The organism is Nostoc sp. NMS7, assembly GCF_017115085.1.
GTDB lineage: Bacteria > Cyanobacteriota > Cyanobacteriia > Cyanobacteriales > Nostocaceae > Nostoc.
On record NZ_JABXKJ010000249.1, the window covers coordinates 19,993 to 34,456 of the forward strand.

Genomic DNA, 14,464 nt, shown 5'->3' on the forward strand with positions numbered 1-14,464 from the left:
TTATGTTATACCAGTTTGCAGTTGAGTCAAATACAGACCTAACCCCCAACCCCTTACGCCAGATGCTACCCTGCGGGAACGCTAAGAGCGAACAAGTCGGCGGAGCCGCCCAACGCACTGGCTCCCCTACTAGCGTTGGGGAGTAAGATTTAAAGCCTCTCTCCTAAAAGGAGAGAGGAATGGAAGTGAAGTCAAAGCTGTATTGCACCCAAGTGAGAACCTCTATAATGAGCTTTTATCGACTACTCATATTTTAATTTCGCCGCGCAGAGAGAAATAAAATATTTAATAATAACATTTTTTACTACTTAACTTTGAAACAGGAAAAAGACTATGGCTAACACAGGTGTAATTGGTCAGCAAGCACCACCAGAACGTGTACCGCTAAGAACTTGGATTGGTGTATTAGCCAGTATGCTTGGTGCATTTATGGCGGTATTAGATATTCAAATAACTAATGCTTCGCTGCAAGACATTCAAGCAAGTTTAGGAGCAACTCTAGAAGAAGGTTCTTGGATTTCTACAGCGTATCTGGTGGCAGAAATTGTGGTAATTCCTCTAACAGGATGGTTATCACGGGTGTTTTCTCTGCGACGTTATCTGTTAGTGAATACTGCCCTATTTATTTTCTTTTCTATATGCTGTGGTTGGTCGTGGGATCTCAATTCCATGATTTTATTTCGGGTCTTACAAGGTTTTAGTGGAGGAGTATTAATTCCCACCGCTATGACAGTTGTATTAACAACTTTACCTCAATCTAAGCAATCAATTGGGCTGGCGGCATTTGGGTTTAGTGCAGTTTTTGCACCCTCAATTGGCCCAACATTAGGAGGTTGGTTAACAGAAAATTTTGGTTGGGAATACAACTTTTATATAAATGTAATTCCAGGGGTATTAATGCTGGCTGGCGTTTGGTACGGAATTAAGCAAGAACGACCCCAAATTAATTTACTAAAACAAGGTGACTGGTGGGGAATTATTGCAATGGCTATTGGATTAGGTTCCCTGCAAGTTGTTTTAGAAGAAGGTAGTCGCAAAGATTGGTTTAGTTCAACGCTGATTGTGCGCTTAAGTGCGATCGCAGTAATTTTTTTAGTCGTGTTTTTCTTTATAGAATTAACTCGTAAACAACCATTTATTAATTTACGGCTTGTGCTTAGGCGGAACTTTGGTTTAGCGAGTATTGTCAATGTGTCGCTGGGAATAGGATTGTATGGTTCAATTTATATTTTACCTCTGTATCTCGCCCAAATTCAACAATACAATGCGCTGCAAATTGGTGAAGTATTAATTTGGGCTGGTATTCCCCAACTATTTATTATTCCCCTTATACCCAAATTGATGCAACGTATTGATGTGCGGTTAATGGTGGCTGTTGGTGTGACTTTGTTTTCTATCAGTGCGTTTATGAACTCTGGAATGACTAATCAAACAGGATTAGATCAGTTACGCTGGTCGCAATTTGTGCGTGCAATGGGACAACCTCTAATTATGGTGCCGCTTAGTTCTATCGCCACTGCTGGATTGAGTCAGCAAGAAGCAGGTTCAGCGAGTGGTTTATTTAATATGATGCGGAATTTGGGCGGTTCTATAGGAATTGCATCTTTAGCAACTTTATTAACTAACAGAGAGCAATTTCACTCGAATAGATTGGGTGATGGAGTATCTTTATATAACCCAGAAACTCAACAGCGACTTGACCAAATGACCCAGTATTTTATCAGTAGGGGAGCCGATTTGAGTACAGCACAAAATCAAGCGATCGCATCCATATCTAACATTGTCCGCCGGGAAGCATTTGTAATGGCTTTTAACGATTGTTTCTACTTTATTGGCATTGCTTTGTTACTCAGTGGCATTGCCATTTTATTCTTGAAAAAGGTGAAGCCAACTGGTGGCGCTGTCGCACATTAGATTGTTCTATGGGTTAAAATGTTTGATAAAACTACTAACGTACTAAAATGGTAATTAGCCAAAATAAGTACTATATCTCTCCAAAATAATACTTAGAAAGCGAAAAAGTAAGTGAAATAAAACACGAGTATATTGATGGGCAAGTCTACGCAATGGCAGGGGCAAGTGATGCTCATGTCACAGTTAGCATGAATGTATCTATGCTCTTGCGAAACCATCTCCGGGGTAGTGATTGCCGTGTCTATATGTTAGACATGAAAGCACAAATTGATGTCATAAATCGCTATTTCTATCCTGATGTGATGGTTACTTGTGATATACGAGATAAAGAATTTGAATATTTTAAGTGCTATCCTAGCTTAATTATCGAGGTGTTTTCTGAGTCAACAGAAGGCTATGACAGAGGGAAGAAATTTGCCAGCTACCAACACTTAGAATCACTACAAGAGTATGTGCTAATTTCACCAGACAGAATGAGTGTAGAATGCTTCCGCCGCAATGAGGAAGGAAATTCGGTACTTTACCTTTATGAAGAAGAAGTCTATTTAGCTAGCGTTGATTTCCGTTGTGCGATGCCTACGGCGGGCTACGCCTACGCAGCTATATATGAAGATGTATTATTAGTAGATTAATTAACTTCTCCAATAGCAGATGCTGCACGTACCCTTTTATGAAAGTTCCTGTTGTTTTGATTGTTTTTAATCGTCCTGATTATACTGCTCAAGTCTGGGAGTCCATCCGCCAAGCTCAACCTCAACAATTATGGGTGATTGCAGATGGGCCGCGTCCCCATGTTCCTAAGGATATTGAACAGTGTCAAGCTGCAAGAGCGATCGTCGAAACGGTAGATTGGCCTTGTGAGGTTATGAAAAATTATGCTAGTGAAAATTGGGGATGTGGGAAAAGAGTATTTAGTGGATTATCTTGGGTATTTGATCAAGTTGAAGAAGCTATTATTTTAGAGGATGATTGTCTACCTAACCCGACTTTCTTCCCATTTTGTACAGAATTGCTCGCTCGCTATCGATTCGATCCTCGTATTTTGCTCATTAGTGGACGCAATGATCTCGGGCAGTGGAAAAGTGACCAGCAAAGCTACCATTTTTCTCATTATGGAAGCATTTGGGGTTGGGCAAGTTGGCAACGGGCTTGGAAACTCTGTGATCCCAGTTTAAAATCCTTTGACTCAACGACCATTCTTCAAACTCTAAGTGAAGTCTTAGCGGACTCAGAACAGGTAAATTATCGCTTTTGGCTTTATGAGAATATTCTAAATGGGCGCATTGATACTTGGGATATTCAATGGGCTTTGGCTCGATTACTTGATCAAGGTTTAGAAATTGCTCCTTCTGTAAACTTAGTCAAAAATTTAGGCTTTGATCCTCAAGCAACTCATACTAAAAAAGTAGATGATCTGCGCGCAGAGATTATTTCTAGTTCAATGCAATTTCCTTTACAACATCCTCCGGAAATATTTCAGAGTGATGATAACTTTGATCGTCAAACTTTTTTAATGCAACTAATGAGCACCTATAAACAAGTCCGGGCTTTGAAGGTCTTGCAACAAGCGATCGCTCAGGGGAAAACACCACCTCATTTAGAACCAGGAATTTTCCATGCACTCACGCCACTTTACCACTTGCAAGAAGCAAATTCAGTATTAAAACATATTTTACAATGGAATCCTAGCCATAAAGCGGCTAATTTACTTTGCCAGGAATTTCAAAAATTTTTACACTGATCACGCCTCAGATTTTAAGACTAAGCTGATCGACTTGTGGAGCATTCGCCATCCTTTTTGTAGCAATATCCCTGGCAGTTGCCAGACATGATCTAATTTCCATTGATGCTTTAAAAATTCCAAGAATCCTTCAGAATAACCAGACTGCTCATACTGGCACTTTAAGGAATATTCCTCATATCGATACTGTAAACTTAAGTAGTAGTCTAACATTACTGAAGTTGCCTTGATTCGCGGAAAAGGTTGAAGTTGGTGTTCATATAGAATCTTTTCGTTTAAGGAATTAGATATTTTTGCTAATTTTTCTAAAACTTCTACAGGAATTGGGGCATTCAAAACAAACTTTAAATAGCCAAGAGTATCGTACAAAGGTTGATTAAGATGAAATTGCTCGGCGAAATTGACGAGTCTTTGCCAGTCTAAATCAGGTGATTGCTGTAAAATAATCCAAGCATCTACAGCCCAACGGAGTGGGGGTAAAGAATTCCATCGCGCACCATGAATACAAACATGAAATAGCTGATCGCTAGGATTGAGAATCTTGACTGTCCCACCACGAATTTGTAGCGATTCAGAAGCTTGCCAAAAAGCTGCATCTAACTCTGGAATACATTCGTGAAGAATATGCCAATGAAGATCAAGTTCTAAGCCACTTTCGTTGATAAAAGTTTGAGCGTGCCGTATTGAAAGTAAATGCTTTGAGCGAGAATAAGATTCACCTGGCTTTTCGTACCATTGAAGGTTTTCCAAGACTTGAACTGCAATCTCCACTTGTTCAGAGGACACTAGTAAATCTAAATCATTCATGGAGCGACAGCCAATATTTTGATAGTAGCGTGAGATTAATGCCACTCCCTTTAACAACAACGTTGAAATCCCTGCTCCCTCAAAGGCTCGAATTACTTTTTCTAGCTGATGTAGAAGTAACTGATTTTTATACCAAATTTTGCAATAAACGCCTTTTAGTTTAAGTAAAATTGGATCTTCAATCGGATGACTTCTTAGGTTGTAATAAAGCTGGGATAGAAGACGATAAGAACCACTATCAATACTGTCAAAATCAACTGTATTTCTCCACTCTCGCCAAACAAGTAGGCTTTCTTGTCCCTGCCATAAAGCCGCCTTCAAAAGCAGTTCTTGGAATGAATTTGGCCAAGGGCCTTGTGGGTAACGAAGCAAAAGAGACGCATCATAATTCTTCTGAGTCATTTAAAGACACCTAAAACTTTACAAAAGTACCAAAGAATTTAAAAAACTTAAGGCTCAATAACTGTTTCAGGGAGATGAGCTAAGGAAAAAGCCTAAAAGGGTTGTTGAACCAAAAGTGATCCAAGTGCTGAAGATATCCGGGGCTGAAAGTAAAGAGCAGCATATATTTCAAGCGCTTCTCTCCAAATCCCTCCCCGAAAACCCTATAGAGCCAAACTTAAAACTACTTATGCTTACTGCATCTATCTCCCAAGAAATCCGTATTGTTACTGAGACCTAAACCTGGTTTAACATTGTACACTCTTTGGAGCGAATAATAGAGTATAGAATTTATGAATTACAAGACTTGCTTTAAGTTTAGAGATTCCCAGATTGTATATGAGTTTTTTGATGATGAGGTCATTTTAATTGATTTCAACAATGGTAGCTATTATCACCTAAACGGAGTAGGACTGATTATTTTGAAGGGAGTTGAAGAAGAAAAGTCACTGCTGGAAATTATTCAACTTCTTTTACAAAATTTTATAAATTGTCCTCCAGATTTACAGCAAGTTGTCACAACTTTTTTAGAGGAGTTACAACGAGAATCTCTTATTGTTGTTAACACTGAAGCTTTAGACAATGGCAATAATACGGAAGCTAGCCAGAACGATCCATCTTCTGAGTCACTGCCAGTATTTCAGCTTCCCTCTCTCAAAAAATATACTGATATGCAAGATTTACTCTTACTTGATCCCATTCATGATGTAGATGATGCAGGCTGGCCTGTACGTTTACCCTCATCCAGGTAGTCTTTGTTTTTCTTTCTTTATGGATGCGAACGCGTATTTTAGTGCGGCCCACAAAGCATTTTGCCAAGCTCAAGTTCAGCAAGGGAATATTGAGTACTGGTACAAAATCGGCGGATATATCATCTGTCAGCGTTTTGCTGGACAAGCTTTAATTCCTCAAATGACCGAGGCTTTATCTCACTTGCAAATTTCTCCTTGTTCCTCAGCAGATTTGACAATTTGTCTTTGGGACAGTTCTTCTACAGGCATAGCCATGCCTTCTCCCCCTTGGTCGGTTTATGATTACGGCGATCGTGGATTAGTAAATGGCTATAATTGCGATCGCTTTTGTACCCTGTTTCAAGTTGGACCTGATGTTTTGCACCTTTTTGATCGAGATCGTCAGCTAGCTCTGTATTGGGTTAAAACAGCAGCGCAAATTCCTTATTGGGAACATAGTTTTCCATTGCGGATCGCGCTACATTGGTGGACTCGTTCTTTTCCACTCCAATTAGTTCATGCAGGAGCAGTAGGGACGCAGACGGGCTGTGTATTACTGACAGGTAAAAGTGGTTCCGGAAAATCAACAACGACCTTAGCTTGCCTAGAAGCCGGGCTGCTATATCTAGGAGATGACTACGTAATGATACAAACTGAACCGATTTCTAGTGTTTATAGTCTTTACAATACTGCCAAACTGGAAGCTAGTAACCTATGGCGCTTTCCCAATCTAGCCAATAATGTTAGTAATTTGGAACGATTAAACTGCGAAAAAGCCTTAATATTTTTACACAATCACAGACCGGAACAGTTAATATCTCATTTACCTATTCGGGCTGTTTTAACACTTGAGATTAGCCATCAGGAAAATTCTTCACTCCAGAAACGCTCCCCCTCAGAAAGTTTTGCCGCTTTAGCTCCCACAACGACTTTCCACCTCCCCCGATATACTAAAGTTATTACTCAAAAAATTGCTGCTTTAGTTAATCAGGTACCCAATTACAGATTAATCTTAGGTACTAATTTAAAACAAATTCCTGAAGCTGTTTTGAGTTTGCTCTAGTCAGAAATTCATGGAAGTAACGCTCTTTTATCACTCTCATGAAAGAATAAATGATATGTCGTAAACGCTTTGCTAGACTATGTTTGGCAAAATTCCAGCAATCTCCTTTCTCTAATTACTTAAAAGTACATTGGTTCTGTTTTTTTTAACAAATGACCACAGAGCCGATATTCTATTACTTGCTTCCTAGAATATATTTTGTTCTCCTCTAGCAAAAGCACACTCCTTTGACTCACAATCTAAAAGATTAAGTAGCTAGAATGAAACCAACTCTAAGCATTATTATTCCCATTTATAATGGTGCAAAATTTTTGTCTCAAGCTGTTCATTGTATTCAGCAGCAGGAAGAATTACCTAAAAATACAGAAATCTGGCTGATTGATGATGGCTCTACGGATGATACGGCAGCGATCGCCCAACAATTTTCTGTAAATTATTATTATCAACCTCGGCAAGGTTCTGCCTCGGCTCGGAATCAAGGAATTTTAATCACTCAAGGTGAATTTATTGCCTTTCTAGATGTAGATGATTTGTGGTCACCTAATAAATTAAAAACTCATCTCGCTGTGTTATTAGCTCAACCTGAAATTTCTATTGTTAAAGGTTTGATACAGGAAATGCATTTAAATCAGTCCTCTGATATCAGGGGCAATCAGGAAAATGATATCGATTTTGAATTCAAAGGTAAACCCTATGAAAGTTTTCATTTAGGAGCTACAACCTTTCGGCGGAGTATTTTTGAGCAGGTCGGTTTGTTAGATGAAACATTTTGGTATGGGGAGGATGTAGAGTGGTTTGTACGAGCTAAAGATAAGGGTGTGACCTCTGTAGTAGTACCTCAAATCTCTCTTTACTACCGTCGTCATTTAAATAGTCTAACCATGCAATGTAAACAGCAACCTCTGGGATTAACCAAAGCATTACATAAACTATTGACACAGCGTCAACTTTTGAATTCTCCCTTTGGTTGAGTTTTTAATTAAGTAATCTTTATTATTTGTACTTATGAATACTTCTAACCTCGTTAGTATTATTGTGGTTGTCAAGAACGGTGAACGTTATTTGAAAGCAGCCTTAGATAGTATTCAACAGCAAAACTACTCCAATTATGAAACTATTGTGATTGATGGAGCTTCAACGGATCGAACAGCCGAAATTGCTCAGTCTTACTTAGGTATGATTTATCAACAACAAGATGGGAAAGGATTAGCCCAAGCACGGAATACTGGAATTTCGGTAGCGCAGGGAGAATTAATTACCTTTCTAGATCATGATGATTACTGGGAAGTCAATTCCTTAAGTCAACGGGTAAATTCTCTCTTATTGGAACCACAGATCCAGGGAACTGTAGGATATTTAGAAAAATTTTTTGAATCTGATTATAAAACTACGGAATCACTTAAAGATGAAGAAGCTTTTAAGCCCATCATTGGTTATACACCTGGTACTCTTTTAGCTAGACGAACACTTTTTGAACAGGTGGGAGGTTTCAATTCAGAATTTAAGATTGGATGCGATAGTGAATGGTTTGCACGAGTTCAAGACCAGGAAATTTTACTAAAAGTTTTACCGATATTAGTCTTGTACAAACGTTTACATAATAATAATCTTTCTTCTCAAAAAGAAGTTTATCGCCAAGAAATTTTTATTTTATTGCAACAATCTTTGAAGCGTCGTCAGGCTTATAAACGATAGATAAAGCGAAAATAACACCTATAATTTATAATCCAATTTGGCGTTACTAAGTCAACCTTTTAATCCTGATTATTGAGTTGCTAACTGTGACATTACATATCTTACATATTATTAATCGATTATCTGGAGACGGCCCAACGCGATCGCTTTTAGCAATGGTGAAGTATTCTAAGTGCCTTGGTCTTGCTCAAGAACATCGAATTTTAGCCTTGCAAGAAGCAGCCTCTGGGCTAGCTCGTTTACTAGCAAAGCAAGTTGGAGTTCCCTTTTTACTAAATCCTTCTATAGAGGAAGTTGAAGCAGAGTTATCTAGGGCTGATATTGTTCAACTTCACTTTTGGAATTGCCCAGAAAATTATGAGTTTTTGAGAGGGGATTGGCCACCTATTCGGTTATTAATTTGGTCAAAAATTTTAGGTGATCAAGCACCTCAGATTATTACTCAAGATATTATTGCTGTTTCAGATTTTTTTGTGGCCACAAATTCTTTAACCCTTGATTTAATGGTTTTTGAATTCTCTAAAATAGAACTACAATCTCGACAAAAAATAGGATTGGTTTCTGGAGTTGCAGATTTTGATCGATTGAGTAATTTTCAAACTCAACTTCATAGTACTTTTAATGTTGGCTATATTGGCACTGTCAATTTTGCTAAAATGCACCCTGATTATATGTCCATGAGTGCTGCTATTCAGATTTCTGATATTCGTTTTATTGTTTGTGGCGGTGGAATTGAAGCAGAGTTGAAACAACAAGCTGCAACCTTAGGGGTAACAGAAAAATTTAACTTCCGAGGATATGTCGAAAATATTCGGTCTATCCTATCAATTTTAGATGTTTTTGGGTATCCCCTTTGCCCAGAAACCTATGCGACGAGTGAAAAATCTTTGCAAGAAGCAATGTATGCTGGAATTCCTCCCGTCGTTTTTCCCTATGGAGGTGTTAAATCTTTGGTACAACATCAAGAAACTGGGCTAGTGGTTGAAAATGAGCGAGAGTATCAACAAGCCATCGAGTATCTTTATCACAATCCGCAAGAACGACTCAAATTAGGGTATAACGCTCAACAGTATATTCGTCAGCACTTTGATGGAAAAAATTTAACCCGGAAAATGCACCAAATTTATGAACAAATGATGCGATCGCCAAAACGGCTCCATCCTTGGCCAGATGATTTGTCTTCTAAAACTTCTGCCGAAGGATTTGTGAAATCTTTAGGCAATGCAGGATCTCAATTTGCGATTAGTTTACAGCCTCAAAGTTTTGAGGAAGCTGTACAAGGAGATCAATTAATTGCTCGTTCTTCAATGCTTTTAGCCCAAGGAGAAGGAGGAATTGTTCATTATCGTAACAAAAATCCCCAAGATGGTTTTTTACGCTTTTGGACAGGGTTAGTTTTTTATCATAAACAACAGTTTTCTAAAGCTTTAACAGAATTTGAAGCAGCGATCGCTTTGGGCTGTGATTACAGACAAGTAAATTGGTTCATTGAAAAAGTCTTGCATCAAATAGATCAAAAGGGCAAATCTTAGAAAAATTTATTTATATAAGAATATTACTGTGTGGCACTATTATCTCAATCTATATCAACTCGATCGAATTCGTTTAGGGTTGGTAATTTTAGCCGTTATTAGTCAATCCTTGCTCCTGATTCCTTTTGCAGGTCTAATTCGTTCAATGTTTGATATTGTCATTCCCAATTTCAATATCTCTCAACTTTTAATTAATACTTGCTTATTGCTAGGTTTATATTTAATTCAACAATTATTGGCATTTTGGTCTGAGTATACAATTACAGAAATTACTTTGACTGTTTCCCAAAAATTGCGAGAAATAATTTTAAAAAAACTATATACCTTTTCTTGGCATTATCACAATCAAATTAATCTAGGAAACTTTCATGCCAGCCTTGTTCATGATATAGGTCATGTAGAAACCGTTAGTAAGCTTTTAATTGCCCGTTGGCTGCCTGCCCTAGTTACTATTGCTTGCTTAAGCTTCATTTTAATAATTTATAACTGGATTTTATTTCTGGTTATGATTGTTTCAGTTCCATCCTCTATCTTAATGGGGAAGAGACTCAAAAATCGCATCAAAAGTAATTTTGCTCTCAAGCGCCAAGCAATTATAGATTTTAGTGATCTTACTCTAACAGCCCTCAAAACTATTGAATTAACTCGGATTCAAACGGCAGAGCTACTTGAGATTGAGAACCAACAAAATCAACTATCAATTCTTAAATCTACCAGCTTAAATTTTACTCGATTGCAAACGCTTTATAATGTACTCCAGCAAATTATTGTGACTTTGGCTAAGTTATTACTGCTTGTTGTCGGCAGTTTACTGATTTATTTGCATCAATTAACCCTCGGGTCATTGATTGCTTTTTTTGTTGCGGCTAGTCAATTTAATTCTGCTTTCAATGAGTTAAACACTGCTTTGCCTAATTTTCTAACGATGTCTCAATCCTTAAAGGCTTTGATGCAAATTATTCAAACTCACGATACAGAGCCTTATTCTGGAAAATTACAGATTGCATTTCAAGGAAATCTTAGTTTTAAGAATGTTAATTTTCAATATGATGATCGCCCTGTTTTACAAAATTTAAACTTAAAAATTCTTCCCCAATCCATCGTCGCTATTGTCGGGGATAATGGTGTCGGTAAAAGTACCCTGATTCGTCTGATCTTAGGATTTTATATCCCCACACAAGGAGAGATTTTAATTGATCACTATCCTTTAAGCCAACTAGATATTAGTTATTGGCGAAAAAACTTAGGAGTTGTGACTCAAAACTCAGTTTTTATTCCCGGAACAATCTGGGAAAACTTAACCTATGGTTGCCCTCATTTATCAATGGCAGAGGTAATTGAAGCGACAAAAATATCTGCGGCTCACGATTGGATCTGTCACTTACCTAAAAGCTATCATACTTTGATTGGTGAAGAAGCGAATTGGCTATCGGGCGGGCAACGTCAAAAAATTGCGATCGCCAGAGCTTTGCTCCGTCGTCCCAAATTTCTGATCTTTGATGAACCAACTAATCATCTGGATCAAACTACTATTACTACCATTATGCAAAACTTAACAATACTTCCCGATCGTCCAACCATTTTATTAGTAAGTCATGATCCAACTGTGATTGCTTATGCCCATCAGGTTTACAGAATTTCCTAGAATCTATCCCACTAATATTATTTTGTTAATCCATATGTGGTTGGTAGCGAGGTCTTCAATTTCCATTCAACAAGCTAATATTAGTTACAAATTTGCTTTCGACAGTTTTTCAATTTGCCCAGTAAAGTATACTTCCTCATATTTGAGTTGTTGCGCTAGTTCTAACCCTTTTTTAAAAGCTGTTAGTGCTTGCGAAAACTCTTTGCGTTCTAGATACAATTGCCCAATTTGATCATAAGCTTGCATCATCCCGTAAAAGTTGGCGGCTTGCGTCTGTGTCTGCACAAGAATTTGGCTAGCCTGCAAAGCCGCGTCTGTTTGTCCTTGAGAACGGTAGAGCGCAATTAACTTCTGCAAAGCCTCACCAGCACGAACATATTCCTGTAATTGCCAAGCAGTGGTATAAGCTTCTTGATAATTTTTAAAAGCTTCTAACAGTAAGTTAGGATCTTTCTTGGCTAGAGATTCATAATCTGAAGCGATCGCTAGCTTTAATTCTGGTATTTCAGTAAGATTATTTTCATTGACGTAAATTTCTGCTAGTTTATTAAGTACATTCAATGACTGCTGCGGTTGGTTTGTCTGCTCGTAAATGTCAGCCAGTCGTTGCAGATATGTTACCTCGTTTACACGTTCGCCTTGGGAAGTCGCTAAACCTAACAATTCCTCGTAGATTGGGGCGGCTTTGCGATAATCAAACCAACTCAAATGTATTTCCCCAATTGTCTTGAGGATTTCTACTACTGCTGTGGGATTTTTTTGCTGTCGCACCACTAACAAAACTTGGTTGTAAGCTTCTAGAGCTAGTTTAGGCGATCGCACATTTTGGTAAGCTTGTCCTAGCGATCGCCACAATTCTAGATCAATTTCGGCAGTTGTTTTCTGAGATTCTGCCTGCTTTTGAATTGCTTGCAATCGCTGCGTAATATATTGTACTTCTGGGCTGTCGTTTTGATTCCAGGCGATCGCCCCGACTCGTGATAATGCTTGCACCTCTGCTAATGAACCTAAAAAGCGTCGCAAGCGCAGTTCCCGGTTCCAAATTTCCAACGCCGCCACTTGATCCCCTGCTTGCAGTTTCACCCCTGCTTCTTGGTTTAAGGCATCCAGCGCTGGTTCTAACTTTTGCTGTTCTTCGAGAGTTAACGGCTGTTTATCCTTGGGCAAACGTGGCAGCAGTGGATCGGGTGTGGTAATTTCTAGGGGACTAGGAGGAAATTTATCCGGTGGTATGGGCTTTTTACTCTCTGCCAGCGTCAAGGAACTGTTAAAGAGTATAGCGGCAGTAACAATCACAATTAAACGCCTGAGCATGGGTACTTTACTTTGCCTTGAGTTAGTTGTGTGAGTTGACCTTAAATACCACATTAGCATAACTTATGCAAGCGAAAATCTCTGGAAGATAATAACTAAATAAATATACTGAGTAATTTAAAAAAATTTATTATTTGTCTTGCGATGACTCCGAAAATATACGCTCCCAATAATTAACTAATGTAGATATCCTTTATGAAAGGTTGTTTTAAAAGCCCCACAAGGTATAATTTTGCCGTTCTGACTTAGGTCAACTGCGACGAAAAAACAAGGTTTCAGCCGTGTACTGAGATGCTTCGCCGTACTCACCACCAGAGCAAAAGACCCTTAGGACTTACGCAAAACTACAGGCATTCAGGGGGAATTCCTGATTTGCCCCTAACAAGAAAATCATTCTTTTCAGCTATTCTTTGCGTAAGTCCTGACCCTTTTAAAACATCCTTTGAGGACTAATTCGCTCTCGAAGTTAAGAAAATTGGTATCAGTTCCCAGGACTATGAGGAGTAGTACGGTAAAAAACTTTTGGCATTGCTTAGAGTATGAATCCAGATGTAGAGATGCCATATATCGCGTCTCTACATGGGTTTTGACATCAAATAAAATCATTTTCATACTTTTTATTCAGCAAGCCAATTTTTTCATGCCTGGGTGCTGTTTGCTGGAACGAAGATATAGCCCTTTCGATTGGGGCTGCTAGTTACCCTTTTTCTTCTCTACGAGACGCGCAAGAGACGGGTATAATTCAGACAGTTCAGGATCAGCAGATTATGGAGGACATCCGAATGCTCACGACAGTTAGGGATAACGAAGAGAATGAGTTCTTGAAACAGCTGTTAATAGAGGCGAACACCAGCACTCATCAAACAAATTTGCTGATTATTTTTGGCAGCATGATAGCTTCTATTATCGTCGCTTTAGCACGTAAACAATCAGAGGAGCAGATTAAAGCATTGCTTCAAGAAAAAGAAGTGCTATTAAAAGAAATTCATCACCGAATAAAAAATAATTTGCAGATTATTTCTAGTCTGCTAAGTTTGGAAGCAGAGTATCTCAAGGAGAATCGAGCAATTGAAGTATTCAAAGATAGCCAGAACCGGATTCAATCAATGGCTCTAATCCACGACAAACTGTATCAATCTAAAGACCTGGCAAAGATTAATTTTGCTGACTATATCCAAGACTTAATAACTAATTTGTTGCATTCATACAAACTTAATTCTACTACTATTACCTTGAAAATCAAGGTTGAGGATGTTTTCCTAGTCAGTGATGCAGCTGTTCTTTGTGGCTTGATTATCAATGAACTTATTTCAAATTCTCTAAAACACGCCTTTCACCAAAGAGACTCAGGAGAAATTTGTATTGAATTCTGCTCACTAAAAGCAAATTTATTTACACTTACTATTAGTGATAATGGCGTTGGTTTTGCCAAAGACTTTGACTTTCAGACTACAGAATCATTAGGTCTGCGATTAGTAAAGGGTCTCACAAATCAGCTAAAAGGGAACATTGATTTTAGCAGTCATAACGGAGTAGAGTTTAAAATTACATTTTCGACTAAAAATTTATAATTCCCTCAAT

The 14,464-nt window shown here is 38.3% G+C and carries 12 protein-coding genes and 1 pseudogene; 11 read left to right on the forward strand and 2 right to left on the reverse strand.

All coding sequences use genetic code 11. The features are described from left to right. Positions 1-2: 2 nt before the first annotated feature. The 4 genes and pseudogenes from HWQ38_RS35340 (at position 3) to HWQ38_RS35355 (ending at position 3,655) form a co-directional block, all read left to right on the forward strand. Positions 3-146, forward strand: coding sequence for a hypothetical protein (locus HWQ38_RS35340; protein WP_292803567.1), 144 nt, complete (start codon positions 3-5; stop codon positions 144-146). A 187-nt stretch (positions 147-333) separates the two neighbouring features. Continuing rightward, complete coding sequence (locus HWQ38_RS35345) at positions 334-1,914, forward strand: DHA2 family efflux MFS transporter permease subunit (protein WP_292803570.1); 1,581 nt, start codon at positions 334-336, stop codon at positions 1,912-1,914. Between the two features lie 47 nt (positions 1,915-1,961). Continuing rightward, positions 1,962-2,546: pseudogene (locus HWQ38_RS35350) on the forward strand (Uma2 family endonuclease). Between the two features lie 38 nt (positions 2,547-2,584). Continuing rightward, the gene (locus HWQ38_RS35355) at positions 2,585-3,655 is read left to right on the forward strand and encodes a glycosyltransferase family 2 protein (protein WP_292803573.1); all 1,071 of its coding nucleotides are present in this window, start codon (positions 2,585-2,587) and stop codon (positions 3,653-3,655) included. Here the strand turns inward: HWQ38_RS35355 and HWQ38_RS35360 are convergent, their stop codons facing one another. Further along, positions 3,656-4,864, reverse strand: a complete 1,209-nt coding sequence (locus HWQ38_RS35360; RefSeq protein WP_292803576.1) for a nucleotidyltransferase family protein — start codon at positions 4,862-4,864, stop codon at positions 3,656-3,658. Positions 4,865-5,196: 332 nt separating this feature from the next. Here HWQ38_RS35360 and HWQ38_RS35365 point away from each other — a divergent pair, with 332 nt between their 5' ends. The 6 genes from HWQ38_RS35365 (at position 5,197) to HWQ38_RS35390 (ending at position 11,569) form a co-directional block, all read left to right on the forward strand. Then, entirely contained in the window at positions 5,197-5,655 is a 459-nt protein-coding gene (locus tag HWQ38_RS35365; protein WP_292803579.1) for a PqqD family peptide modification chaperone, read from the forward strand. Positions 5,656-5,674: 19 nt separating this feature from the next. Next, positions 5,675-6,697, forward strand: a complete 1,023-nt coding sequence (locus HWQ38_RS35370) for a serine kinase (protein WP_292803581.1) — start codon at positions 5,675-5,677, stop codon at positions 6,695-6,697. 260 nt (positions 6,698-6,957) lie between these two features. Then, entirely contained in the window at positions 6,958-7,668 is a 711-nt protein-coding gene (locus tag HWQ38_RS35375; protein ID WP_292803583.1) for a glycosyltransferase family A protein, read from the forward strand. A gap of 34 nt (positions 7,669-7,702) precedes the next feature. After that, a complete protein-coding gene (locus HWQ38_RS35380) occupies positions 7,703-8,392 on the forward strand; it encodes a glycosyltransferase (protein ID WP_292803586.1) in 690 nt (229 codons plus the stop codon). 86 nt (positions 8,393-8,478) lie between these two features. After that, a complete protein-coding gene (locus tag HWQ38_RS35385; protein ID WP_292803589.1) occupies positions 8,479-9,924 on the forward strand; it encodes a glycosyltransferase family 4 protein in 1,446 nt (481 codons plus the stop codon). A gap of 28 nt (positions 9,925-9,952) precedes the next feature. After that, positions 9,953-11,569, forward strand: a complete 1,617-nt coding sequence (locus HWQ38_RS35390; protein ID WP_292803592.1) for an ABC transporter ATP-binding protein — start codon at positions 9,953-9,955, stop codon at positions 11,567-11,569. An 84-nt stretch (positions 11,570-11,653) separates the two neighbouring features. Here the strand turns inward: HWQ38_RS35390 and HWQ38_RS35395 are convergent, their stop codons facing one another. Then, positions 11,654-12,883, reverse strand: a complete 1,230-nt coding sequence (locus HWQ38_RS35395; protein ID WP_292803594.1) for a hypothetical protein — start codon at positions 12,881-12,883, stop codon at positions 11,654-11,656. Between the two features lie 782 nt (positions 12,884-13,665). Here HWQ38_RS35395 and HWQ38_RS35400 point away from each other — a divergent pair. Beyond that, positions 13,666-14,454 (forward strand): sensor histidine kinase, encoded by a 789-nt coding sequence (locus HWQ38_RS35400; RefSeq protein WP_292803597.1) that lies wholly within the window; start codon positions 13,666-13,668, stop codon positions 14,452-14,454. The last annotated feature ends 10 nt before the right edge of the window (positions 14,455-14,464 follow it).